21 protein-coding genes are annotated in these 24,356 nt (G+C 74.6%); 7 read left to right on the top strand and 14 right to left on the bottom strand.

Going from position 1 to position 24,356, the window contains the following annotated elements; all coding sequences use genetic code 11:
* Positions 1 to 88: 88 nt before the first annotated feature.
* From V2S66_RS11075 to V2S66_RS11065, 3 genes are all read left to right on the top strand, one after another.
* On the top strand, positions 89 to 3,760 hold the full coding sequence (locus V2S66_RS11075; protein WP_330794432.1) for a ricin-type beta-trefoil lectin domain protein: 3,672 nt from the start codon (positions 89 to 91) through the stop codon (positions 3,758 to 3,760).
* 82 nt (positions 3,761 to 3,842) lie between these two features.
* The gene (locus tag V2S66_RS11070; RefSeq protein ID WP_330794441.1) at positions 3,843 to 5,237 is read left to right on the top strand and encodes a glycoside hydrolase family 76 protein; all 1,395 of its coding nucleotides are present in this window, start codon (positions 3,843 to 3,845) and stop codon (positions 5,235 to 5,237) included.
* A gap of 41 nt (positions 5,238 to 5,278) precedes the next feature.
* On the top strand, positions 5,279 to 6,412 hold the full coding sequence (locus V2S66_RS11065) for a ricin-type beta-trefoil lectin domain protein (protein ID WP_330794431.1): 1,134 nt from the start codon (positions 5,279 to 5,281) through the stop codon (positions 6,410 to 6,412).
* A gap of 109 nt (positions 6,413 to 6,521) precedes the next feature.
* Here V2S66_RS11065 and V2S66_RS11060 read toward each other — a convergent pair whose 3' ends face one another.
* The 3 genes from V2S66_RS11060 to tdh form a co-directional block, all read right to left on the bottom strand.
* On the bottom strand, positions 6,522 to 7,430 hold the full coding sequence (locus V2S66_RS11060) for a LysR family transcriptional regulator (RefSeq protein WP_330794430.1): 909 nt from the start codon (positions 7,428 to 7,430) through the stop codon (positions 6,522 to 6,524).
* Positions 7,431 to 7,490: 60 nt separating this feature from the next.
* On the bottom strand, positions 7,491 to 8,687 hold the full coding sequence (locus tag V2S66_RS11055; protein WP_330794429.1) for a glycine C-acetyltransferase: 1,197 nt from the start codon (positions 8,685 to 8,687) through the stop codon (positions 7,491 to 7,493).
* Between the two features lie 103 nt (positions 8,688 to 8,790).
* On the bottom strand, positions 8,791 to 9,819 hold the full coding sequence (gene tdh, locus V2S66_RS11050; RefSeq protein ID WP_330794428.1) for an L-threonine 3-dehydrogenase: 1,029 nt from the start codon (positions 9,817 to 9,819) through the stop codon (positions 8,791 to 8,793).
* Between the two features lie 281 nt (positions 9,820 to 10,100).
* On the opposite strand from tdh, the gene V2S66_RS11045 reads away from it, so the two are divergent.
* Positions 10,101 to 10,652, top strand: a complete 552-nt coding sequence (locus V2S66_RS11045) for a carboxymuconolactone decarboxylase family protein (RefSeq protein WP_330794427.1) — start codon at positions 10,101 to 10,103, stop codon at positions 10,650 to 10,652.
* Positions 10,653 to 10,664: 12 nt separating this feature from the next.
* Here the strand turns inward: V2S66_RS11045 and V2S66_RS11040 are convergent, their stop codons facing one another.
* Positions 10,665 to 11,855, bottom strand: a complete 1,191-nt coding sequence (locus V2S66_RS11040; RefSeq protein WP_330794426.1) for a glycosyltransferase — start codon at positions 11,853 to 11,855, stop codon at positions 10,665 to 10,667.
* Positions 11,856 to 12,063: 208 nt separating this feature from the next.
* Here V2S66_RS11040 and V2S66_RS11035 point away from each other — a divergent pair, with 208 nt between their 5' ends.
* Together V2S66_RS11035 and V2S66_RS11030 are read left to right on the top strand one after the other, a co-directional pair.
* On the top strand, positions 12,064 to 12,480 hold the full coding sequence (locus V2S66_RS11035; RefSeq protein ID WP_330794425.1) for a DoxX family protein: 417 nt from the start codon (positions 12,064 to 12,066) through the stop codon (positions 12,478 to 12,480).
* A gap of 170 nt (positions 12,481 to 12,650) precedes the next feature.
* Positions 12,651 to 14,894, top strand: coding sequence for an ATP-binding SpoIIE family protein phosphatase (locus tag V2S66_RS11030; RefSeq protein WP_330794424.1), 2,244 nt, complete (start codon positions 12,651 to 12,653; stop codon positions 14,892 to 14,894).
* Positions 14,895 to 14,956: 62 nt separating this feature from the next.
* On the opposite strand, the gene V2S66_RS11025 is transcribed toward V2S66_RS11030, so the two are convergent.
* From V2S66_RS11025 to V2S66_RS11010, 4 genes are all read right to left on the bottom strand, one after another.
* Positions 14,957 to 16,132, bottom strand: coding sequence for a beta-ketoacyl-[acyl-carrier-protein] synthase family protein (locus V2S66_RS11025; protein ID WP_330794423.1), 1,176 nt, complete (start codon positions 16,130 to 16,132; stop codon positions 14,957 to 14,959).
* A gap of 197 nt (positions 16,133 to 16,329) precedes the next feature.
* Entirely contained in the window at positions 16,330 to 17,151 is an 822-nt protein-coding gene (locus V2S66_RS11020; RefSeq protein ID WP_330794422.1) for a helix-turn-helix domain-containing protein, read from the bottom strand.
* A gap of 4 nt (positions 17,152 to 17,155) precedes the next feature.
* Positions 17,156 to 17,713, bottom strand: coding sequence for a carboxymuconolactone decarboxylase family protein (locus V2S66_RS11015; protein WP_330794421.1), 558 nt, complete (start codon positions 17,711 to 17,713; stop codon positions 17,156 to 17,158).
* Positions 17,714 to 17,820: 107 nt separating this feature from the next.
* Positions 17,821 to 18,177 (bottom strand): helix-turn-helix transcriptional regulator, encoded by a 357-nt coding sequence (locus V2S66_RS11010; RefSeq protein ID WP_330794420.1) that lies wholly within the window; start codon positions 18,175 to 18,177, stop codon positions 17,821 to 17,823.
* 128 nt (positions 18,178 to 18,305) lie between these two features.
* On the opposite strand from V2S66_RS11010, the gene V2S66_RS11005 reads away from it, so the two are divergent.
* On the top strand, positions 18,306 to 18,716 hold the full coding sequence (locus V2S66_RS11005) for an STAS domain-containing protein (RefSeq protein ID WP_330794419.1): 411 nt from the start codon (positions 18,306 to 18,308) through the stop codon (positions 18,714 to 18,716).
* Positions 18,717 to 18,785: 69 nt separating this feature from the next.
* On the opposite strand, the gene V2S66_RS11000 is transcribed toward V2S66_RS11005, so the two are convergent.
* From V2S66_RS11000 to V2S66_RS10975, 6 genes are all read right to left on the bottom strand, one after another.
* Positions 18,786 to 19,724, bottom strand: a complete 939-nt coding sequence (locus V2S66_RS11000; RefSeq protein WP_330794418.1) for an aldo/keto reductase — start codon at positions 19,722 to 19,724, stop codon at positions 18,786 to 18,788.
* A 137-nt stretch (positions 19,725 to 19,861) separates the two neighbouring features.
* Entirely contained in the window at positions 19,862 to 20,557 is a 696-nt protein-coding gene (locus tag V2S66_RS10995) for an HAD family hydrolase (protein ID WP_330794417.1), read from the bottom strand.
* Positions 20,558 to 20,632: 75 nt separating this feature from the next.
* A complete protein-coding gene (locus V2S66_RS10990) occupies positions 20,633 to 21,868 on the bottom strand; it encodes a beta-ketoacyl-[acyl-carrier-protein] synthase family protein (RefSeq protein ID WP_330794416.1) in 1,236 nt (411 codons plus the stop codon).
* Entirely contained in the window at positions 21,868 to 22,122 is a 255-nt protein-coding gene (locus V2S66_RS10985; RefSeq protein ID WP_330794415.1) for an acyl carrier protein, read from the bottom strand. The genes V2S66_RS10990 and V2S66_RS10985 overlap by 1 nt, the downstream gene beginning before the upstream one ends.
* An 11-nt stretch (positions 22,123 to 22,133) precedes the next feature.
* The gene (locus V2S66_RS10980; protein ID WP_330794414.1) at positions 22,134 to 23,231 is read right to left on the bottom strand and encodes a beta-ketoacyl-ACP synthase III; all 1,098 of its coding nucleotides are present in this window, start codon (positions 23,229 to 23,231) and stop codon (positions 22,134 to 22,136) included.
* On the bottom strand, positions 23,228 to 24,355 hold the full coding sequence (locus tag V2S66_RS10975; protein ID WP_330794413.1) for an AfsA-related hotdog domain-containing protein: 1,128 nt from the start codon (positions 24,353 to 24,355) through the stop codon (positions 23,228 to 23,230). The genes V2S66_RS10980 and V2S66_RS10975 overlap by 4 nt, the downstream gene beginning before the upstream one ends.
* Position 24,356 lies beyond the last annotated feature (1 nt).

Genomic DNA, 24,356 nt, shown 5'->3' with positions numbered 1-24,356 from the left:
CCGGCGGGGGGGGCCGCCCCCCCCCCCGGGGGGCCCGCCACGGCCGACCGACGAACTAGACAACGTTGTCAGCTCTCAGGAGGCTCCCATGCACCTGCGCTCGGTACGCACGCTCCGCCACCGGCCCGGCCGGCGCCTCAGCCGGGACCCCGGACGGGACCCCGGCACGACCGCTCCAGCTCCCGCCCCTTCTGCCACCACCCCCCCGGCCACCGCCGCCGCTCCCGCCCCCGGCCGCTTCCGCGCCGCCCGCCGCCGCGCCTCGCGCACCGCGCTGGCCGCCGGCGGCTGCCTCGCCCTGCTTGCGGCGCTGGTGGTCTCCGGCGCGGCCGCCGCGCCGAAGGCGCACGCGGCGAGCGCCGTGGTCACCGACGGCAGCGCCCGCTTCGAGGTGCTCACCCCGACCCTGGTGCGCCTGGAGTACGCGGGCGACGGCGCGTTCCAGGACGGCGCCACCTTCAACGCGGTGAACCGGTCCTTCCCGGCCGCGGCGTACACCACCGACGTGTCCTCCGACGGCTACCGGGAGATCAGGACCAGCGCCCTCACGCTGCGGTGGAAGCAGGGCAGCGGCCCCTTCACCGCGGCCAACCTGACCGTCACGCTCACCGGCACCGGCGTGCAGGCGAAACCCGCGTTCCCCTCGTACTGCGCCGTCGGCTCCGCCTGCGAGGCGGAGGACGCGCTGTTCGCCGGTCGCGCGGCGGCCGCGTACGACCACACCGGACACACCGGGTCGGCCTTCGCCGCCGGGTTCGAGGCCACCGGCAGCGGCGTCACGCAGGACGTGTCACAGGTCCCCTCGACCGGCAGCTACCGGCTGTCGGTGCGCTACTCCAACGCGGCCGGCGGCACCGGCTCCCTCTCCACCCGGGTCAACGGGGCGGCCGGGCCCCGGCTCAGCTTCCCGGCCACGTCCTCATGGGAGACCTGGGCCACCACGTCCGCGACGGTCAACCTCACCGCGGGCACCGACACGCTCGACCTGGTGCAGAACGCCGGTGACACCGGACGGGTCAACCTCGACAGCATCGCGGTGACGCCAGTCGCCACCACCGCCTATCCCGTCGCCCAGAGCGCGCTGACCACCACCGGTTACGGCGCGGGCCCCACCGACACACTCGGCGGCTGGTCGCGCAGCCTGGACAACCCCAGGACGCTGCCGGTGCCCGAGCACCCCGGCATCCTGGACCGCGACGGCTGGTACCTGATGGACGACACCCGCAGCGCCCTGCTCAGCGCCTCGCACGCGGTCTCCGACCGGCCCGCGCACGGCGGACAGCCCTACCAGGACGGCTACTTCTTCGGCTACGGCCAGAACTACAAGCAGGGCCTGTCCGACCTCAACGCGCTGACCGGCGCGGCGGCGCTGCTCCCGCAGTCCGCCTACGGCGTCTGGTACTCCCGCTACTACGCGTACACCACGGCCGACTACGAGAACACGCTGCTGCCGGCCTTCCGCAGCACCGGCACGCCGGTGGACTGGCTGGTGGTGGACACCGACTGGAAGGCGCCCAGCCAGTGGAACGGCTGGAGTTGGAATTCCGCGCTCTTCCCGGACCCGCAGTCGTTCCTCAACTGGACCAAGCAGCAGAGCCTTTCGGTGGCCATGAACATCCACCCGAGCATCAACGGCGACGACCCCAGGTTCGCCGCCGCCAACAGCCAGGCCGGCGGCCTCACCGTGGACAGCGGGAACACCTACCGCTTCGACTGGTCCAAGCCGTCCCAACTCGCCGCCTACCTCGGCCTGCAGCAGTCCTTCGAGCAGCAGGGCGTGCGCGAGTGGTGGCTCGACTACTGCGGTGGCTGCGGCGGTTCGACCGCGAGCGACCCGCACGTCGCGCCCGACAACCTGATCAACCAGGCGTACGCGGACGACGCGGCCGCCAAGGGCCTGCGCGGCTTCTCCTTCGCGCGCCTCGGCGGCGCGGAGTACGCCGGCGACGACGGCAACTACGCGCTCGGCCCGTGGTCGGAGCGGCGCACCACGATGCAGTTCACCGGCGACACGCCCGCCACCTGGGACATGCTCGGCTACGAGGTGCGCTTCACCGCGGACGAGGCCGCGGCCGGGCTGACCAACGTCAGCCATGACATCGGCAGCTTCCACGGCGGCCACCTGCCGGACGACCTCTACGTGCGCTGGCTGCAGTTCGGCGCGTTCCAGCCGGTCGACCGGCTGCACTCCGACCACGGCGACCGGCTGCCGTGGAACTACACCGGAGCCGCCGCGACCGCCGCCGAGCAGGCGCTGCGGCTGCGCGAGGCCCTCGTCCCGTACACCTACACCCTCGCCCAGCAGGCGCACGCCACCGGCGTGCCGATCGTCCGCCCGATGTACCTGGACTACCCGGCGAGCGACGCCGCGTACAACGTGCCGGGGCAGTACCTGTACGGGGACGACGTGCTGGTCGCGCCGATCACCACGGCGAACGACTCCTCGGGCAACGGCTCCGCCTCGGTCTGGGTGCCGCCGGGCAGCTGGACCGACTACTTCACCGGCCGCACCTACACCGGCCCCGCGACGGTGACCGTCACCGACCCGCTCGCCCAGATGCCGGTGCTCATCAAGGCCGGCGGCATCATGCCGACCCGCACCGACCACACCGACAACGCGCAGCCCCCGCTCACCCAGGAGACCGTCAACGTCGCGACGGGCGCGGACGGTTCGTTCTCGCTGTACTCCGACGCGGGGGAGGGCGCCGGCTACACCTCGGGCCAGTCCACCGCCGCGCCGCTGTCCTGGGCCGATGCATCCCGTACCCTCACCATCGGCGCGCAGAGCGGCGGTTACCCCGGGGCGCCGACCTCCCGCGCCTACACCCTGCGGCTGTCGAACTCCTCGACGGCGCCGACCGCCGTGCGTGTCGACGGCGTGCAGGTGCCGGAGACCGACTGGTCGTGGAACGCCAACCGCCGCACCGTCACCGTCACCACCGCGGCGCTGCCGCTGAACTCCGCGCACACCGTGGCCCTGTCCGGCAGCGCCACCGCCAACCCGGCCACCGGAGAGGTGATCGGCGACGGCGGCGGGTGCCTGGACGTCCGCGGCGGCGCGAGCGCCGACGGCACCGCGCTGCAGCTGTTCGGCTGCAACCACGGCGCCGGGCAGAGTTACGCCCTTCAGGCCGACAACTCCCTGCGCACGCTGGGCAAGTGCGTGACCGCGACCGGCGGCACCGGCAACGGCGTCCCGGTCACCCTCGCGGCCTGCACCGGCGCGGCCGGCCAGACCTGGACCCACCGCACCGACGGCACCCTGCTCAACCCGGCCTCGGGCCGCTGCCTCGACCTGCCGGACGGCAACACCGCTCCGGGAGCAGTGCAGTTGCAGCTCTACGACTGCAACAGCAGCGCCGCGCAGGTGTGGAAGCTGCCGCCGGGACCGGTCAGCGGCCCCGGCGGGCTGTGCGCCGACGTCGTGAACGCCGACCCGGCGACGGCCACCCCGGTGCAGCTGTGGAGCTGCAACGGCTCGGACGCGCAGCGCTGGTCCGCCCCCGGCGACCACACGGTGCGCACCTTCGGGAAGTGCCTGGACGCCGCGGCCGGCGGCACCGCGAACGGGACCGCGGTCCAGCTGTGGGACTGCAACGGCACCGGCGCGCAGGTCTGGAACAGCCGCGCCGACGGCACCTTGTCCAACCCGCAGTCCGGGCGCTGCCTGGACGACAACGGCAACCACCAGCAGCCCGGCGACACCCTGCAGCTCTACGACTGCAACGGCACCACCGCCCAGACCTTCCGGCTGGGCTGACGCCCGCCCGCGACAGTGGAACAGGAGTCCTGACGTGAAAGCTCTGAGATCCCTCCTGGCGGTCCTGGCCGTGGTGGCCTCGATGACGGTGTCCGCGCAGATCGGCGCGGGCGCCCCGGCCGGGGCGGCGACCGCGATCTGCAACCGGTTCTGCGACGCGCGCGACCCCGGGCTGAGCACCGGCGACCGCAAGCCCGTCACCAGCACGCTGTTCGGCCGCACCTTCACGCTGCACTTCGACGACGCCGACGCCATGGGCTGGGCGTCGGTCGAGGGCGGCACCGGAGGCGACGAGGTGTGGCTCGACCGCTCCTTCGACGGCGGCCGCACCTGGACCGCCGGCAGCAGGCTCGGTGACACCTCCGTACCGGCGGGGTCCACCGGCTGGCGGACCCTGATGTACAACGTGGACGACTGGAACGGCCTCGGCGTCGGCGCGCTGCGCGCCTGCGGCAAGGCGGGCGACCGCGCCGACATCGCCTGCACCCAGTGGGCGCGGACCACCTGGAACGCCGCCGACCGGCGCAGGGCCGCCGCCACCGCCCTGATGATGTCCTACGACCGCGGCACCAAGCTCTTCGGCGGCAACGGCTGGTGGACCTCCGCCAACGCGCTGACCGCGATCATCGACGACATCCGCGACACCGGCATGTCCAGCTACAGCTACGCCGTCAGCCAGACCTACAACGCGCAACTCGGCGCTCAGGAGGGCAACTTCACCAACAACTACCTCGACGACACCGGCTGGTGGGGGCTGGCCTGGGTGGACGCCTACGACCTGACCGGCGACAGCCGCTACCTCAACACCGCCCGCGCGGACGCCGACCACATGCAGGCGTACTGGGACGGCACCTGCGGCGGCGGCGTCTGGTGGAGCGAGAGCCGCGGCTACAAGAACGCCATCACCAACGAGCTGTTCCTCCAGCTCAACGCCGCCCTGCACAACCGGATCGGCGGCGACTCGGTCTACCTGGGCCGGGCGCAGAGCGAGTGGAACTGGTTCAGGAACAGCGGCATGATCAACGGCAGCCACCTGGTCAACGACGGGCTGACCGGCTCCTGCGCCAACAACGGCCAGCAGACCTGGACGTACAACCAGGGCGTCGTGCTGGGCGGACTCACCGAGCTGAACCGGGCCACCGGCGACGCGAGCCTGCTCTCCACCGCGCGCACGCTCGCCGGCGCGTCCACCGTCGCCCTCTCCTCCGGCGGGGTGCTGCGCGAGCCCGGCGAGGGCGACAGCTGCACCGGCGACGGCCCGAGCTTCAAGGGCGCCTACGTGCGCGGCCTCGGCAGGCTCAACTCCCAGCTGTCCGACCACCCTTACGCCGGCGTCCTGACCACGTGGGCGAACTCCGCCTACGCGCACGACCGCAACGCCCTGGACCAGTACGGCCCGCACTGGGCGGGCGGCGCCGGGACGAGCGACTACGGATGCCAGCACAGCGCCCTCGACCTGCTCAACGCCGCCGACTGACCAGGCCGTCCGACAGGCCGTCCGACAAGGGAGAACACCCTGTGAGAACGCACCTCGCACGACTGCTCGCGGTCGCCGCGGCGACCGCGACCGCGGCCTTCGGCGCGCTCGCCGCCGGCGCCCCACCCGCCGCGGCCGCAGCGCCCAGCGCGGCCGCCGCGCCCGCGGCGCTGCGGCTGATGCCGCTCGGCGACTCCATCACCTGGGGGGTCGGCAGCAGCACGGGCAACAGCTACCGCGCTGCCCTGGGCAGCGAACTGACCTCCGCCGGCCACGCCCTGGACCTCGTCGGCAGCGGCCGCAACGGCACCATGGCCGACCCCGACAACGAGGGCCACTCCGGCTGGCGGATCGACCAGATCGCCGGCATCGCGGACGGCGTGCTGGCCAAGTACCGGCCCAACGTGGTGACCCTGGAGATCGGCACCAACGACCTCAACCAGAACTACCAGGTGCCGACCGCGGCCGACCGGCTGCACGCGCTGGTGGACCGGATCACCGCCGACGCGCCCGACGCCACCGTCCTCGTCGCCTCGCTCATCGTCTCCAAGAACACCGTCGAGGAGCCCAACAGACCCGCCTTCAACCAGCAGGTGCCGGCCATCGTGCAGGCCGAGCAGTCGGCCGGCAGACACGTCCGCTACGTCGACATGGGCGCGCTCACCACCGCCGACCTCTCCGACGACCTGCATCCGAACGACGGCGGCTACCAGAAGATGGCCGACGCCTTCGACGCCGGGGTCCAGGCCGCCGACGCCGCGGGCTGGATCAAGGCGCCGGTGCCCACCGGCGGCGTGGTCTACTCCGGGCTCGCCGGCAAGTGCCTCGACGACGACCCCAGCTCGACCACGAACGGCTCCCACGCCCAGCTGTGGAGCTGCAACGGCAGCGACGCCCAGTGGTGGACCGCGCACACCGACGGCACCGTGCGCGTCCTCGGCAAGTGCCTGGACGCCGCGAGCGGAGGCACCGGCAACGGCACGCCCGTGCAGGTGTGGGACTGCAACGGCACCGGGGCGCAGGTCTGGCAGCCGTACAACGGCGGCTACCGCAACCCGCAGTCCGGGCGCTGCCTGGACGACCCGGGGTCGTCGACCACCGACGGCACGCAGCTCCAGCTGTACGACTGCAACGGCACCAACGCGCAGCGCTGGACGGCGCTGCCGCAGATCTGACCCGCGGCGCCGGTCGTCCCGCCCGGCCGGCCGGCGCCGTGCCCGACCCTGACGCGCCTGCACGGACGCCCCTGCGCGCATGCCCCTGCCCGAACGCCCCCGCGGACGGTCACCTCTGCGGCGCGGCGTCCGCCAGGGCGTCCAGCACCGGGCGGATCAGCGGATGGTTCTCCGCGCCGCGGCGCACCGCGGCGAAGACCCGGCGGGTGGCGGCCGCGGGCCCGCCGACCGGGCGGACCACCGCCCCCGGCAGGTCCATGCCGGTGAGCGCCGAGCGGGGCACCAGCGCGACCCCCGCGCCCGCGCCGGCCAGCGCGACCACCGCGCGGAAGTCGTCCGAGGAGTGCACCAGCCGTGGTGCGAAGCCCGCCGCCTCACAGGCCAGCAGCACCACGTCGTGGCACGGGTTGCCCGGGTAGGGGCCGATCCAGTCGCGGTCGGCCAGCTGGCCGAGCGACAGGCCGGGGAGCGCGGCCAGCGGATCGGAGGCGGCCAGCACGGCGTCGAAGGGCTCCGCGTACAGCGGGACCCGGGTGAGCCTGCGGTCGTCCTCGCGCGGCGCGCCGCGGTAGGCGACCGCGACCGCCACGTCCGCGGCGCCGTCCAGCAGCATCGGCAGGCTCTCGTCGCCCTCCGCGTCCAGCACCCGGGCGCTGATCCGCGGATGCAGCACCGCAAGCCGGCTCATCGCCGGCGCGACCACCTCGGCGATGCCGGTGGCGAAGGCCGCGAGGGTCACCTCACCGGCCTGCCCGCCCGCGTACGCCGCGAGCGCCGCCTCGGCCTCCTCGAGCCGGGCCTCCACCGCGTGGGCGTGCTCCAGCAGGATCTGGCCGACCGGCGTCAGCTGGACGCCGCGGCTGCTGCGGGTCAGCAGGGTGTGTCCCGACTCGCTCTCCAGGGCCGCGAGCTGCTGCGACACCGCGGACGGCGACAGATACAGCGCGGCCGCCGCCGCGGTCACCGTGCGGTGCTGCGCCACGGCGCGCAGCACCCGCAGTCTCCTGGGGTCGATCATCGGTCGTCCTCACACCTGTCCAGCGGCTCCGGGGCGACCGCGCTGCGCGGCTGCCCCCTCTCAGCTTCGCAGGGCCGCGCGCGCATCGACGAAGGCGGCCACCGCGCGCTCCACGTCGGCGGCGCTGTGTGCGGCCGACAGCTGCACCCGGATCCTGGCCTGGCCGAGCGGCACCACGGGGTACGAGAAGCCGATCACGTACACCCCGCGCTCCAGCAGCAGCTCGGCCATCCGGCCCGCCTCGGCGGCGTCGCCGATCATCACCGGGGCGATCGGGTGGTCGCCCGGCAGCACGTCGAAGCCGGCCTCGCCCATCGCGGTGCGGAACCGCTCGGTGTTGGCGTACAGCCTCTCCCGCAGGTCGCCCGCGCCGTCCAGCAGGTCGAGCACGGTCAGCGAGGCGGCGGCGATCACCGGCGCCAGGGAGTTGGAGAACAGGTAAGGGCGCGAGCGCTGCCGCAGCAGGGCGGCGATCTCGGCGCGCGCCGCGACGTAGCCGCCGGAGGCGCCGCCCAGCGCCTTGCCGAGGGTGCCGGTGACGATGTCCACCCGGTCGGTGACGCCGTGCAGCTCGGGGGTGCCGCGGCCGGTGGGGCCGACGAAGCCGACCGCGTGCGAGTCGTCGACCATGACCATGGCGTCGTAGCGGTCGGCCAGGTCGCAGATCTCGTCCAGCGGGGCCACGTAGCCGTCCATCGAGAACACGCCGTCGGTCACGATCAGCCGGCGCCGTGCGTCGCGGGACTCCTTCAGGCGCTGCTCGAGCTCGGCCATGTCGCGGTTGGCGTAGCGCAGCCGGCGGGCCTTGGACAGCCGGATGCCGTCGATGATGCTGGCGTGGTTGAGGGCGTCGGAGATCACCGCGTCCTCGGCGCCGAGGAGCGTCTCGAAGACGCCGCCGTTGGCGTCGAAGCAGGAGGAGTACAAGACGGTGTCCTCCTGCCCGAGGAACGCCGACAGCCGCTGTTCCAGCTCCTTGTGGACCTCCTGGGTGCCGCAGATGAACCGCACGCTGGCCATGCCGTAGCCCCACCGGTCCAGCGCGTCGCGGGCCGCCGAGACCACCGCGGGGTGGTCGGCGAGGCCGAGGTAGTTGTTGGCGCAGAAGTTCAGCACCTCGGCGGTCTCCCCGCCGCCCGCGGTCACCGCGACGGTGGCGCGCTGCGCGCCGGCCATCACCCGCTCCGGCTTGAACAGGCCGTTCTCGCGGATCTCGTCCAGGGTGGCGCGCAGGTCGTCGCGGACGGACTCGTACACGGGAGGGCTCCTTGCGGGGGCTGGGGCGGGGGCGGAATCGGGGGCCGAGGCCGGCGGCCAGGGCGGGGAGGGAACGGCGCGGGGCAGGGGGCGACGGGGCGGGTCAGACCGTCCAGTCGAGGATGATCTTGCCGCCGGTGGCGGTGGACGCCTCGTCGAAGGCGCGGTCGAAGTCGCGGTAACCGTAGCGGCCGGTGATCACCGGGCTGAGGTCGAGGCCGCGCTCGAGCAGCACGCTCATCGCGTACCAGGTCTCGTACATCTCGCGGCCGTAGATGCCCTTGATCGTCAGCATCGAGGTGACGATCTTCGCCCAGTCGACCGGGAACTCGCGGTCGGGCAGGCCGAGCATCGCGATCCGGCCGCCGTGCGTCATGTTGCCGATCATGTCGCGCAGCGCCTCGGGGCGGCCGGACATCTCCAGGCCGACGTCGAAGCCCTCCTTCAGGCCGAGGCCGGCCTGCGCGTCCGCGACGGTCTGCCGCGAGACGTCGACGGCGAGGTCGGCGCCGGCCTTGCGGGCCAGCTCCAGACGCGGCGCGCTGACGTCGGTGACGACCACGTTGCGCGCGCCGGCGTGCCGGGCCACCGCGCAGGCCATGATGCCGATCGGGCCCGCGCCGGTGATCAGCACGTCCTCGCCGACCAGCGGGAAGGACAGCGCGGTGTGCACGGCGTTGCCGAACGGGTCGAAGATCGCCGCGACGTCCAGGTCGACCTGGGTGCGGTGCACCCACACGTTGGAGGCGGGCAGCGCCACGAACTCGGCGAACGCGCCGTCCCGGCCCACGCCGAGCCCCACCGTGCTGCGGCACAGGTGGCGGCGGCCGGCCAGGCAGTTGCGGCAGCTCCCGCAGACCAGGTGGCCCTCGCCGCTGACCAGGTCGCCGACCGCCACGCCGGTCACGTCGCGGCCGGTGCCGACGACCTCGCCGACGAACTCGTGGCCCAGCACCAGCGGCGCCGACACGGCCTGCCGCGCCCAGCCGTCCCAGTCCCGGATGTGCAGGTCGGTGCCGCAGATGCCGGTGCGCAGCACCTTGATCAGCACGTCGCCCGGACCGGTCCGCGGCTCCGGCACGTCGGTCAGCCACAGGCCGGCCGCGGCCTCCTTCTTCACGAGCGCCTTCATGGTTCTCCCCTGCAGAGACGGGGCGTCGCACCTGGCTGCGCCGCACTCCCATCTCACCGGCGCGGGGCGCCGCCGTCCATCGCGGATTTCTTAACCCGGCCGACAGACCTGCTGCACGCCGGACGCCTCGGCCGTTCGGCAATCTGGAAGTAGCGGGGCTGCGGTCCCCGGCGGGATGCTGCTGCGGACGCTGCCGTTGTGCGGCGTCCACCGACTGGCGCCCGCCGACCGGCGTCCGTCCTTCGTGAACGCGACGACCCGTTCCGGGAAGGGAAATCTCCGTGGCCCACATCGAGATCACGAACGGTCAGCCCGGCATCACCGGCCTGATGATCCAGCGCCCCGACACCGCCGCTCCGCTCAACCTGCTCGCGGAGACCCTGCTGCGCGGCCCGCTGACGCTGTCCCGGGGTGAGCGTGAGCTGATCGCGGCCTACACCTCCGAGCTGAACACCACGCCCTTCTGCTCCGGCTCGCACAGCGCCTTCGCGGCGGCGCAGCTGGAAGGCGGCCACGACCTGGTCAAGTCGGTGCTGCACGACCCGGACGCGGCGCCGATCTCGCCCAAGCTGCGGGCGCTGCTGGCGATCGCCGCCGAGGTCCGCGGCGAGGTCCGCGCGGTCTCCCAGGAGGCCGTGGCCGCCGCCCGCGAGGCGGGCGCCGACGACGCCGAGATCCACGACACGGTGCTGATCGCCGCGTCCTTCTGCCTGTTCAACCGCTACGTGACCTGCCTGGACACCGAGGAGCCCGCCGACGCCGGCTACTACGACGTGTCCGCGCAGCGCATCGTCGAGCACGGATACGGGGCGGCGGTCGCCTCCGCGCGCTGAGCGGGCGCGGGGTCACAGCGTCTCCGGGAGCCGGGCCGGGGCGACGCCGTGGTGGACCTGCTCGATCAGGCTGCCGTACGCGGCGATCATCCGGGTCCGGCTGAACCGTTCGCGGCTCAGCTCCAGGGCCGGCCGGAACCGGTCCGCTCCCGCCGCCGCCTCGGCCCAGGCCGCGGCGATCTCCTCGGCGTCGGGCGCGGTGACGAAGCCGTGCCCGGCGACCAGCGACGCGCTGTCGCCCACGTCGGTGGTGACCGGCACCGCGCCGCACATCATGCCCTCGATCAGGCACAGCGGGGCGGCCTCGCCCGACGACGAGGTGAGCGAGACGACGTCGGCGGCCGCGTACACCGCCTCCATGTCCGGCCGCACGCCGAGCAGCGTCAGCCGGTCGGCGAGCCACGGCTCGCCGCCGAAGGCCGCGGCGACGTCCGCGGCCAGCTCCCGGTTCTCCGGTGTCATGCCGGCGCCGCACAGCAGCACGTGCGCGCCCGGGTCGCGGCGCAGGTACTGCCGGGCCGAGCGCAGGAACAGCGGCACGTCCTTCATCGCCGCGTAGCGGGCCGCGAAGACCACCGCGGGGGCGCCGGGCGCGATGCCCAGCGCCGCCCTGAGCCGTACCCGCACCGCGGGGTCGGGCCGGAACCTCAGCAGGTCCACCCCGTTGGGGACGACGTGCAGCAGTTCGGCCGGGACGCCTGCGGCCGCGTAGGCGTCGCGGGTGGACTCCGCGCAGCACACGCACGCCCGCACCCGCCCCGCGGCGATCCCGTCGAGCAGCGCGTCCAGCGCCGGCCCCTGGTTGTGCGGATCGGAGCGGTGCAGGCAGACCACCACCGGGCGGTACGGCAGCCCGGCGTGGTTGAGCAGCGCCAGCGGCTGCTCCTTGAGCGACAGGACGACGTCGGCGGCGGCCGTCGCCCGCGCGGTGGCGGCGAGTTCGGAGGCGCTGAAGGCGTCGTGCGACCCGGACGCGGACCGGCGCAGCGCGCTGACCTCGATCCCGGCCCCGGTCAGGGAGCGGTAGCAGGCGTCGTCCTCCATCCGCTGCCGCGTCGCCTCGCGGTGCACCTCGCCCTGCACGCTCAGCACCGCGTGCCGCTGCGCGCTTCCGTGCAGCCCTCGCACCACGTCTGAGTGCAGGATGCGGGCCCCTCCGGAGAAGAAGCCCTCGTAGACCGACAGCACACGCACTTCACCCATCACGCGCACCTCTCGCATGGTTCCTTGCACGGATTCCGGAGACGGAAGGGGCTTGAAGGGCCCCGTGATCTGCGGGTTAGCCGCGATCACAGCCACCGAAACCCATTTCCGGGTGAACTCGACATTTCCAAACGATGTCCATCTCCTTCCGTTGCAGGTGGCCGCGGGGAAGGGGCGAGGGTTGCCATGCGGTTACCGATGGGTAAGGATGCGCTGTGCGGCGGGACCCGCCCGCCCTGACCAGGAGGTCGCGGTGTCCGCACGTTCTGCCTTCCTGCTCGCCGGGCTCCTCGCCTCGGCCGGCGTGACGCACTTCCTGCGCCCGGAGCCGTACGACGAGATCGTGCCGGCCTCCCTCCCCGGCGACCCGCGCACCTGGACCCGGGCCAGCGGGGTCGCGGAGCTGGCCCTGGCGGCCGCGGTGGCGCTCCCCGCGACGCGCCGCGCGGGCGGCCTGCTGACCGCCGGGTTCTTCGCGGCGGTCTTCCCGGCCAACGTCAAGATGGCCTACGACTGGCGGCACCGCCGCACCCCGCTGAAGGCCGCCGCCTACGCGCGGCTCCCGGTGCAGGTGCCGCTCGTGGTCTGGGCGATCAAGGTCGGCCGCTCGGCGCCGTCCCGCTGACCCGCCGCCCCGCGAAGGCGGGGGCGCCCGGTCGGGCGCACTGCGGAATGCCGAGTCGGCGCTCTTATCATAGATTTATGTCCCTTGGCAGGACATGACGGACTATGCGCTGAACGGGAGGTTCGTCCGCCTTCTCGGCATCCCCGACCCGCTGAACGGTTGAGCACCGCATGGAACCCAGCACCTCGCACGGCAGCCCGCCCGACGCCGACATAGCGGTGGTCAGCCAGGCGCTCGCGGGCCTGATCCTCGGACCGGGCTCGGAGGACGCCGACCGCTCGGACGCCGACGGGGACCTCGACGGCTCCGGCGCCGGCGGGCGGGACGGCCGGGACGGCGGCGGCCGGGGAGCGGACGGCGGGCGCGGCGGCGAGCGGCCGGGGGAGCCGGAGGACAAGGAGCAGATCCTCGGCGCGGTCGTGGTCGACCGCGACCTGCGGATCGTCAGCGCCAACCTGGGCCCGCGCTGCTTCGACGGGCTGACGGCGGTGCCGGGCGAGCCGTTCGTGAACCTGCTGCCGTCCGCCGACGTCCCCGCCGTCACCCAGCGGCTGCGACGCGCCGTGGAGACCCGTGAGCCGCATGTGGCCCGCGTCCAGCGCCTCCCCAAGCCGGACGGCTCGGAGCTGGTGGTGTCGCTGAGCATCCTGCCGTCCCCGCAGCCCGACGACGGCCTGACCATCTCCTTCATCGACATGGCCCGCCGCTTCCACCTCTACGCCGCCGCGACCTCGATCGGGACCACGCTCGACGTCGGCGACACCGCCCGTGCGCTGGCCGGCTCCCTGCTGCCCTGGGGCGACGTCGTGGCGGTCTCGCTGGACGACAACGTCTGGACCGGCGAGCAGGTCGAGGGCCGCACCACGCTGCGCCGCGCCGCCCTGGCCCCCGACCACGACTGGCCGGCGGGGTTCCTCACCCCCGGCCAGGTCCTCCCGCGGGAGGCCGACGTCCTCCTCGGCCGGGCCGGGCACCGTGACGACGACGGCACCGTGGTGCTTCCCGACCGCGCCGCCGTCGAGCAGGCGCTCGGCGCGGACCCCGGGCTGCTGCGGGCGCTGGTGCCGGGCGACGGGCCGCTCTGCGTGGCCTGCGTGCCGCTGATCGTGGAGGACGTGGACGGGCCGCACGGGGACGCCCCGATGGTGCTGGGCGTGGCGGAGGTCTGGCGCCGGCCCGACGGCCCGCTCGGCCCCTTCGGCGCCGACCTGATCGACATGCGGGAGCTGGTCTCCAAGACCGCCAAGCACGTCGACAACGCCCGGCGCCACCAGCGCGAGCACGCCCAGGTGCTGGCCCTCCAGCGCCGGCTGCTGCCGCCGTCGCCGACCGACACCATCGAGATCGCCAAGGCGTACCGGCTGACCACCCCGGACAGCGCCGGCGTCGGCGGCGACTGGGTGTCGAGCTTCTCGCTGCCCGGCGGGCGCACCGCGCTGGTCGTCGGGGACGTGGTCGGGCACGGCCTCGGCGCCGCGGCCGCCATGGGCCGGCTGAGCATGGAGGCGCAGGCGCACCTGTCCGCGGGGATGGCGCCCGACGAGGTGCTCGCCCGGCTCGACGAGACGGTCGCACTGCTCGACGACACCGAAGCGGGCTTCGCAGCCGGGTACAGCGCGCTGAACAGCACCTGCTGCGTCGTGTCGTACGACCCGGTGGAGAACCGCTGCGTGATGTCCAGCGCCGGGCACCTGCCGCCGATCGTGGTGCACCCCGACGGCCGCGCCGAGGTGATCGCCGCGCGCACCCAGTCGGGCCTCGGCACGTCCTTCCTGACGCGGGAGCCCTTCGAGGTGCACGAGTTCGCGGCAGAGCCGGGCGCGCTGCTGGCGCTGTACACCGACGGGCTCATCGAGGACCCCTCGACGCCCATCGACCGGGGCATCGCGGAGCTGGGCCGCGAGCTGGCCAGGATCCGGCCGGGCGACGACCTGCAGGAAGCCGTCGACCGCACCATCCGCGGCCTGGCGCCGGCGCGGGGCAAGCAGCGCGACGACGTGACGCTGATGCTCGCGCGGATGGCCGGCCGGCCCGGCCGGGACGTCGCCACCTGGTCGCTCCCTGCGCGTGATCCGCGGGGCGCGGCCCGCGCCCGGCGGCTGGTGGCCCGGCAGCTGCACTCCTGGGGGCTGGAGGAGCGCGTGCACGACACGGTGCTCGTGGTCAGCGAGCTGGTCGCCAACGCGGTGCGGCACGGCGCGGGGGAGATCACCCTGCGGCTGATCAGGACCGGCGGCAGCCGGCTGGTGTGCGAGGTCGGCGACCGCAGCGACGCCCGGCCCCGGCGCCGCCGGGCGGGCAGCACGGACGAGAGCGGCCGCGGCCTGCTGGTGGTGCACAAGCTGACCGACCGCTGGGGCGTGCGCTGGTGCGACGGCGGCGGCAAGACCACCTGGGCCGAGGTGGCGGCCTGAGCCGCGACCCCGGGGCGTACGGCTGCGGCCGTACGGCTGGGAGGGTACGGCGGAAGGGGGCGCTACATCCACTCCGCCTCGACGGCGGTCGCCGTCAGGCCCGGCGCGGCCGCGTAGAGCACCGTGCGGGAGCCGGGCTTCGGGGCCGAGCGGTGGGCGCGGCTGATGATGTCGAAGACCGCCGCCCCGCCGCGGTTGCCGGTGGTGTAGCTGTCCCGGCTGTGCTCCAGCAGGTCGGCCGGCCAGCTCTCGGGCATCGTCTGCTGCATGTACTCCAGCACCCGGGTGCCGCCGGGGTGCGCGAGCAGCAGGTCGGGGTGCCAGTCGTCGTACGGGTGCCGCGCGCGCAGCCACTCCCACATCGCCAGCACGGTGCGCTGCACGGCGCGCGGACCGGAGCGGTCCATCAGGAAGTGCACGCCGTCGTGGCGGGTCTCCAGCCGGTGCAGGCCCATCGTGCCGGGCAGCGTGTGGTGCCACACCGCGTCCAGCCGCAGGCAGGTGCCGGGGCGCGGCCGGCCGGTGACCACCGCGGCGACCGCGGTGTCCGCGAACAGCAGCCGCGTGATCAGCGACTCCAGGGTGTCGTCGCCCGGCTGGTAGGTGGTGCTCAGCGCCTCCGATATGACCACCAGCACGGTGCGGTCCGGGTCCGCCGCGACCAGGTCGGCGGCGAGCGCCAGCGAGCGGGTGCCCGCGATGCACGCCCACTGGCTGGCCGGCAGCAGCAGCACGTCGTCCCGCAGCGGCAGCCGGTTGGCGAGCGCCACGTCGAGGCCGGGCAGCGCGGGGGTGGTGGAGTGGCTCGTGATCAGGCAGTCCACGTCGGCGGCCCGCAGGCCGGCCGCGTCCAGCGCCTGGCGGGCCGCGCGTTCGCCGTACGCCTGCACCGCCTGCCAGGCGGGCTCGTTGCGCTCCTGGACGGTACGGGGCGCGGGCGCGGCGCTGAGCGCGGCGACGATCCGGCCGGTGTCGCCGTCGCCGAAGCCGTCCGCGGCCAGTGCGGTGCGTGCGGCGGACTCGTGCGGCGTGAGCAGGCCGCCGGACGCACCGGCCGACACCTCGTCAAGCGGCAGCATCCAGCCGCGCGTTGCGATGCCGGTGCTGGCGGCGATGCCGTCGGCCCGTGACAGCCACGGCACGTGCGGCTGCCGGGCGCGCACCTCGGTGAGGATGTCCTCGGTGTCCACGGCGAACTCCCCCGCCACCACGGCGGGGGGAAAGACATAAGCGGGCACAGGCCCCTCCCAGAAGGCGCGGCCGCCGCGCGGCCGAAATGAGACAGCGGAAGGCTGTACGCGCCAATTCTGCCGTGTTGTCCGCACAAAATGGCCAAAAGTGATGGAAGCGACAGATCATCCTGACCCCTCAAGGAGGGGCGCGCGGCCCGGCCGCCCGGGGGCGCCGGGCTCACCCCGGCCCGGTGTGCCAGGCGTCACGCCGAGGCGGCCGGGGCCGCCGCCGACGCCGCCAGGTGCCGCGCGTGCGAGCGGGTGGCGTCGTCCGCCGGGAAGAAGCACTCGATGCGCAGCTCCTGGAGCGTCACGTCCTGCGGGGTGCCGAGCGTCGTGACGGTGGAGAAGTAGTCGAACTCCCGGCCCGCGCGGGCGTAGCGCACCGGGACGACCGGCAGCAGCGGCGCGCCGGCGTCCACGGACGCCAGCGACGCCGGGACGCCCGGATACGCCAGCACCTCGTCGAGGACGCGCCGCGCGCGCTCGTCGGTGACGCCGCCGATCGCCTCGCGGCGGGCTCGCCGCACCAGCGCCTCGGCGACCTCCTCCCAGTTCGTCACGTGGCGCCGCACGCCGTCGGGGTGGAACATCCGGCGCAGCACGTTCGGCGGCCCCGGCGGGGTGGCGGTCCTGCCGCCCTGCAGGAAGGCGAAGAAGCGCCGCGCCCCGGCGTTCGCGTACCTGATGTCCCAGTCGCGGTCCATCACCAGCGCGGGGAAGGGCTCCTGCTGCGCCAGGATGGCGTCCAACGCGCCCCGGACCGAGGCCAGTTCCGGCGCGTCGAGGTCGGACTCGCGGTACACCGGGGCGAAGCCGGCGGCCAGCAGCAGGGCGTTGCGCTCGCGCAGCGGCACGTCGAGCACCTCGGCGAGCCTGAGCACCATCGCCCGGCTGGGGCTGGACCGACCGGTCTCCAGGAAGCACAGGTGGCGGACCGACACGGCCGCCTCGGCGGCCAGCGCCAGCTGGCTCAGCCGCCGGGCGGTGCGCCAGTGCCTCAGCAGCGGGCCGACGTCGGACACGGCGTCAGTCTCCCGCAGTCCAGGCCTGCGAGCGGAACGCCTCCTCCAGCGGCGGCCGCGCGACATTGGCCGCGTGGTTGGACATCGTCGAGATCGCCAGGCAGGTGACCACCTCCAGCACCTGGGCGTCGCCGAATCCGGCCGCGGCGAAGGACCTCAGGTCGGCGTCGTCGAGATGGCCGCGCTTGTCGATGAGCGTGCGGGTGAGCGCCGACAGCGCGGCGAACCGCGGGTCGGCCGGGAGTTGGCGGCGGCGGATCGCGTCCACCTCGGCCGGGGCGACGCCGTCCTCGACCGCCTCGAAGGAGTGGAAGGCGACCGCCCACGCGCAGTCGTTCGCGACCGCGTTGGAGAGCAGCAGCACCTGCCGCTCTCCAGGGGTGAACGTGCCGGCGCCCCTGACCTGGCCGAAGGCCGCGAAGAAGGAGTTGAGCAGGGTGGGGGAGCCGGCCATCACCCCGGCCACGTTGGGGATCAGGCCGAACGCCGTGTGCAGGCCGGCGAGCGACGGCCGGGCGCTCTCGGGCGCCGTGTCGATGGTGTGGATCACGTAGTCGTTCATGGCGTCCACCCTGTCGCCACCGCGGCGGCGATCCAATTCCCTCGGAGGTAAACGCGGCGGCCCGGAAGCCGGCCGCGTGGAAGCGGGCGGGTCGGGCGCGCCGGACCCTAGTGGTCCACGCTCTCCTGCCGCGGCCGCTCGCGGCCCTGCGACGTGCGGGCGTCGTCCTCGTGCGCGGCGAGCAGGGAGAGCAGGTCGGCGACGGTCGGGCCGGTGTCGGCCGGGTGCCGCAGGAGCGTGCCCTGCGGGATCGTGTAGACGTTGGACCGGCCCTCGCGGCTGTGGGCGAGGTACCCGTCGGCCTCCAGGTCGGCGATGATCTTCTGCACCGCGCGCTCCGTCAGCAGGCACCCGGCCGCGATGTCGCGCACCCGGACGCCCGGGTCGCGTGCGATGGCGGCCAGCACGCGCGCATGGTTGGTGAGGAACGTCCATCCGGTGTGGGTCTGGGCAGCATCGTCCATGGAGGCCATCGTACGGCGACACGTTCACGAGAGGAAACACGTGAACTCTTTTTCACGTATTTCTTGACGTGCGCGGGTGGTGTGCTCATTCTGGAAGCGCACTGGCCGCCACTGAGGGGAATGGCGTGATGTCCCGCATGGACCTTGCCTCGCTCGCGGGCGGACCTCCCGAGCCCACCGCACCCGTGCCCTCCCCTCCGCGCGACCGCGTGGTGAGGGACCTGCACGGCGGCATCGCCGTCCGCCTCACCGAGTCCGCGGGACACACCCGCGCGGTGGTCACCGGCGAGATCGATCTGGTCAGCGCCACCACGCTGCGCGACGTCCTCGGCGACATCCTGCACTGCGCCCCCGGCCGCCTCGAAGTGGATCTCGGCGGCGTCGGCTTCTTCGACTGCTCGGGGCTGAACGTCCTGCTGCGCCTGCGGGCCCGCGCCCGGGAGCACGGCGTCGAACTGGTGGTGACCGCGGCCTCGCCCGCCGTGGCGCGGCTGCTGGAGATCACCGGCACGAACGGGGCGGTGACCGCCGCCCCGTAGCGGTGGTCCGGCCGGGGCCGCCGGCCGCGCCGCCCCGGCCCCCACCGGCGCCGGGGCGGCGCGCGGCGGTCAGTCGTCGGCCGTCGGGCGGAAGGCCAGGCCGATCGCGCGGCTGCCCGCCACCTGGGGGCCGATCGCGTCCAGCGCGGCGAGGTCCGCGGCGGACAGGGACAGGGCGACGGCCGCGACGTTCTCGGTGAGACGCGCGCGGCTGCGGGTGCCGGGGATGGGCACCACGGGCAGGCCGTGCACCCGGTCCCTGTGGTGCACCCAGGCCAGGGCGACCTGCGCCGGGGTCGCGCCGCGCGCCGCGGCGATCGCGTGCAGCGGCGCGAGCAGCTCGGCGTTGCGCCGGGCGTTGGCCCCGGTGAAGCGCTCGGCGCGCCGCCGGAAGTCGTCCTCGCTGAGCGTCCGCGCGTCGCTGAACGCCCCCGCGAGGAACCCGCGGCCCAGTGGCGAGTACGGCATCAGCGCCACGCCCAGCTCCGCCGCGACCGGCACCACGTCGCCCTCCACCTCGCGGGAGAACAGCGACCACTCCGACTGCACGGCCGCGATCGGGTGCACCCGGTGCGCGGCCCGCAGCTGCGCACCGGTCACCTCCGACAGCCCGAGGTGGCCGACCTTGCCCTCGGCGACCAGCGCCGCCATCGCCCCCACCGTCTCCTCGACCGGCGTGCCGGGGTCCAGCCGGTGCGCGATGTACAGGTCGATCGCCGGCACGCCGAGCCGCCGCAGACTGGCCTCAACCGCCTGGCGCAGATACCGCGGCGAGTTGTCGATCCGCCGGTACGCCGGGTCGTCGGGCCGCCGCACCAGCCCGAACTTGGTGGAGACCAGGGCGCGTTCGCGGTTCGCCCGGAGGAAGGGGCCGAGCAGCTCCTCGTTGTGCCCGCTGCCGTAGGCGTCCGCGGTGTCGAAGAGCGTCACGCCGCGCTCCAACGCCAGGTCCAGCGTGCGCAGCGACTCGGCGGTGTCGCTCGGCCCGTAGAACTCGCTCATCCCCATGCAGCCGAGCCCCTGCGCCCCGACCCGCGGCCCCTTCGCGCCGAGCGCGAGCGCCGGGATCGGGGACGCGACGGGGGAGGGGACGGGGGACGGGGCTGCGGACGCGCCACCGGGCGCCGTACGGTCAGCGGGCGCGGTCACCGCTCGCCCCAGTGGGTGCCGGCCGCCAGCTCCTCGTCGATCCTGGCCAGCAGCTCGCCGTCGATCTTGCGGATGTCGTCGACCATGTGCCGTACGCCGGTGGCCTCCATCTCGGGCCGCTGGAAGTTGTGCGCCATGGCCGCGGGCACGCCGATGAACCCGGTGTCGAGCCGCTTGGCGACCTCGGCGACCCGGTTGATGTCGTCGACGAACACGCACTCGTCGAAGCGGTAGCCGAAGATCTCCCGGACGATCTCCTTGGTCCCCGGCCGGAAGCCGTTGACGTCGACGTACGGGATCTCCTCGTCGAAGTAGGCGGACAGGTGGCCGAGGTAGCGGTCGAAGGTGTACTCGCGGTTGCGGCCGCCGTAGCAGACCACCCGCACGCCCGCCTCGCGCAGCGTCTCCAGCAGCTCCTCGGCGCCGTCCAGCACCTCCACCGGGTGGTCCTGCAGGTAGACGTCCCGCTCCCGGAAGAAGGCGTCGATGGTCTCCTGCGCGGTCCACGGCAGCTTGCAGGCCAGCGCCATGTTCTGCCCGGCGGCGAGCTGCGGCGAGCCCCACACGGTCCGCTCGACCTCGGCGGTGTACGTGCCGCCGTGCATGGTGACGAAACGTTCGATGACGGGGCTGTACGTGTCGTTGATCAGAACGCCGTCGGTGTCCAGGGCGACGAGCCGGATCTGCTGCATCAAGGTTCTCCGTTGCGGTGAGTGTGGTGGGGCGTGGTCGTACGGGGTGGGTCGGGCGGTGGTCGGTCGGGCGGTTCAGCCGGCGGTCAGGACGAGCGCCGCGTTGTGCCCGCCGAAGCCGAGCGAGGTGCTGACGCCGACGTCCAGCGGTGCGGACCGCGGGGCGCCGGCCACCACGTCGAGTTCGACGCGCGGGTCGAGTTCGGTCAGGTTGGCGGTGGGCGGCACGCTGCGGTGGGCGAGGGCGAGCGCGGTGAACGCGGCCTCCATGGCGCCGGACGCCGCCAGCGCGTGCCCGGTGACGCCCTTGGTCGAGGTGACCGCGGGCCGCGCCCCGAGCACCCGGCGCAGCACCTGGGCCTCGATGACGTCACCCATCGGCGTCGAGGTGCCGTGCGCGTTGACGTGGTCCACCGCGGACGCCCCGAGGCCGGCGTCGGCCAGCGCGGTGCGCAGCGCCCGCTCGATGCCGCGGCCCTGCGGGTCGGGCGCGGTCGCGTGGTGCGCGTCGGTGGCCGCGCCGTAGCCGCGGATCACCGCGTGCACCCGGCCGCCGCGGGCCGCGGCGTCCTCGGCCCGCTCCAGCACCAGCACCGCGGCGCCCTCCGCGGCGACGAAACCGTCCCGTGCCGCGTCGAACGGGCGGGAGGCCGCGCCGGGTTCGCCGCCGCGGCCGGAGAGCGCGCCCATCCTGCCGAGCCCGGCCAGCGCGAGCGGCGTCAGCGCGGACTCGGTGCCGCCGGCCAGCACGACGTCGCAGGCGCCGGAGCGCAGCAGCTCCCGGCCCAGGCCGATCGCGGTCGCCCCCGAGGCGCACGCGGTCGCGGTGACCAGGCTGGGCCCGGTCGCGCCGACGTCGATCGCGACGTACCCGGCGGCCATGTTCACCATGGCCATCGGGATCGTCAGCGGGGACACCCGGCGGGCCCCCGAGGTGCGCAGCACCTCGGTCTGGGCCTCCACCGCGGACAGCCCGCCGAGCGAGTTGCCGAGCACGACGCCCGCCCGGCCGCCGTCCCAGCGCGCCGGATCGAGGCCCGCGTCGGCCAGCGCCTGCCGGGCGGCGACCACCGCGAGCTGGACGAACCGGGCGAGCTGGCGTGCCTCGAACCCGCCCAGCAGGCCGTCCGCGTCGAAGCCCGGCACCCGGCAGCTGAAGTCGACGGGCGCGCCCCGCAGGGCCTCGTCGGTGGCCGCGCACGTCACACCCGACGAGAGCTGCTTCCAGTTCGCGTCGAGACCGATGCCGGCCGGGGTCAGCAGCCCGATGCCGGTGATGGCGGCGCCGAACGCCGCCGGGCGGGTCGCCATCAGAGCGCGGCCCCGAGGTCCGTCAGGAACGCGGCGGCCTGACCGATGGTCATGTCGTCGGTCAGCCCGCCGTCCGGGATGGCGATCTCCAACTCCTTCTCCAGCACCAGCGTCAGCTCGATCAGGACCAGCGAGTCGAACTTCAGGGAGGAGAAGGTCGCGTCCGCGGTGACCGTGTCCGGATCGACCTTGAACTCCGTCACCAGGACGCCGCTGATGCAGCGTTCGACCGCGGTCTGCTGTGTTGTCGTCATCGTCGTGCTCCTCAGAGGGTTGGACTGTCGGATGGACCGGCCGCCGGGATCGGCCCGCCGCGCAGCCGCGGCCAGACCAGGCCCACCGATCCCCAGGTGAGACCGCCGCCGAAGCCGGCCAGCACCACCCGGTGCCCCGGCCGCAGGTCGCCCGCCGCGGCGGCGTCGGCGAGCACCAGCGGGATCGAGGCCGCGGCGGTGTTGCCGACCCGGTCGATGTTGGACACCAGCCGGTCCGCCGGGGTGCCGAGCCGCTGCCCGACGGCGGCGCTGATCCGGGCGTTGGCCTGGTGCAGCACCAGCCGGTCGATCGCCTCCAGCGGCCAGCGCAGCCGCTCGGCAGTGGCCCGCACGGTCTCCGCGGTGCGCTGCACGGCCTGCGCGAACACCGCGCGCCCCTGCATGGTGAGGTAGCCGTCGTGCGCGGCCGCGTGCCCGTCCGCGTCCCCGGCCGCGAGCAGCTGCCCGTTCAGCTGTCCGCCGGCGGCGGCCGCGAGCGCCGCGCCGGTGCGGGAGCCGCCGCCCGGCCGCTCGATCAGCCGGTGCTGCGAGCCGTCGCTGCCCAGGTGCACGCCGTCCAGGGCGCCCGGCTCGTCCGGCGAGCCGGCGCGCAGCAGGACCGCCCCCGCGCCGTCGCCGAACAGCACCCGGGTGGCGCGGTCGGCCGGGTCGAGGATGGTGGAGAACGCGTCGGCCCCGATGACCAGGGCGGTGTCCGCCACGCCGGTGGCGATCAGCCCCGCCGCGGTGGCCAGCGCGTAGACGAACCCCGTGCACACCGCGGAGACGTCGAAGGCCGGCACCGTGCCCAGCCCCAGCCGGTCGGCGACCTGCGGCGCGGTCGCGGGCAGCGGCTGGTCGGGGGTGCTGGTGGCGACCACCAGCAGCCCCGCCCGCTCGACCCCGGCGCTGGCCAGCGCCCGGCGCCCCGCCTCGACGGCGAGATCGCTCGTGGCCTGCCCCGGCCCGACCACATGGCGCTGCCTGATGCCGGTCCGGGTGCGGATCCACTCGTCGTCGGTGTCCAGACGCGCGGCGAGGTCGTCGTTGGTGACCAGCGTCGGCGGGGTCCACGCGCCGAGCCCCGCGACCACAGCGGCCCGGCTCACCGGGTCACCTCCGCGGCGCCGGACCGCGCGTCGGCCGCACGCGTCGTGACGCGCATCCGCGCGACCTCCGTGGCGTCCTGGCGCAGCACCACCTCGACGTGCCGCCCGCGCGGTCCCGCGCCCGGCCCGTCCAGCGCCGTCGCCGACAGGGCGGTGGGCCGGTCGAGCTCGGCGTACTGCGAGAACTCGGCCTCCACCGCGGTCATCGCGGCCGGGCCGCCCGGCGCGCCGTCCCAGTGGCCGGCCGCCGCGACGGCGAGCTGGCGGGCCGCCTCGACCAGCACCATGCCCGGCACATGGTCGTGCGGGTGGTCGAAGTAGCTCGGGTTCTCCACCGGGACCCGCAGGCCCGCGGTGACCTCCGCGGGCCCCGCGGCCAGGTCGAGCAGCAAGCAGTCGGTCGCCCGCAGGCGGCCCGCGCGGACCGGCTCGACCGGGACGCCGGCAGGCGCCGTCACCGGCGCGTCCGAGGTCGGCGGCGGGCCGCCGCGCCGCCGCGACCTGAGCGCGGCGTACGTGCGGGCCTCCGCGTACCCGACCCGCAGCACGATCCTGGCGGTCCGCCGCCGTCCGGTCCACAGGTCGAAGTCGTAGTCCAGGCTGCTGACCGCCCCGCGCCTGACCCCCGGCTCCCGGGTGCGGCACGCCATCACCAGCCGGTCCCGCGGCTCGGCGGCGCCGTCGCGCGTGGCGGCGTCCGGGGCGGCGTGCCCGGCGGCCCGCTCCGGATCGGGGAAGGTCTCCACGGACAGGCCGCGGAAGATGAAGCCCACTCCTTCCGCCACGCCGTGCAGCGCGTGCGCGGCGTACGTCTCCGCCTGGCGGCAGCACTCCAGCAGCAGCATCGGGTCCACCCGGTCGCCCGCCGGGCCGGCCAGGCTGCCGTAGTGCGGGTGTCCGGCCGGCAGCAGCGCCGCGGCGGCGAACCCGCCGCCGGCGTCGTCACCGTCCTCTGCGCCGTCCTCGCCTCCTTCGACCCCGCCGTCCTCCGCACGCCGGGGGCCGGCGGCGCTCAGGTCGGTGAGGAAGACCTCGGCGGGGTTGCGCCGGTGCAGCAGCGCGGGGTCGACGGTCGCCGCGAAGCTCAGCGTGTCCGCGGCCGGGACGTGGCCCGCGAGCGGCACG

It is taken from the genome of Actinacidiphila polyblastidii (assembly GCF_036353415.1).
Classification (GTDB): domain Bacteria; phylum Actinomycetota; class Actinomycetes; order Streptomycetales; family Streptomycetaceae; genus Actinacidiphila; species Actinacidiphila polyblastidii.
Note: the sequence above shows the minus strand (reverse complement) of the source record. Positions and strands in the feature narration are given on the sequence as shown.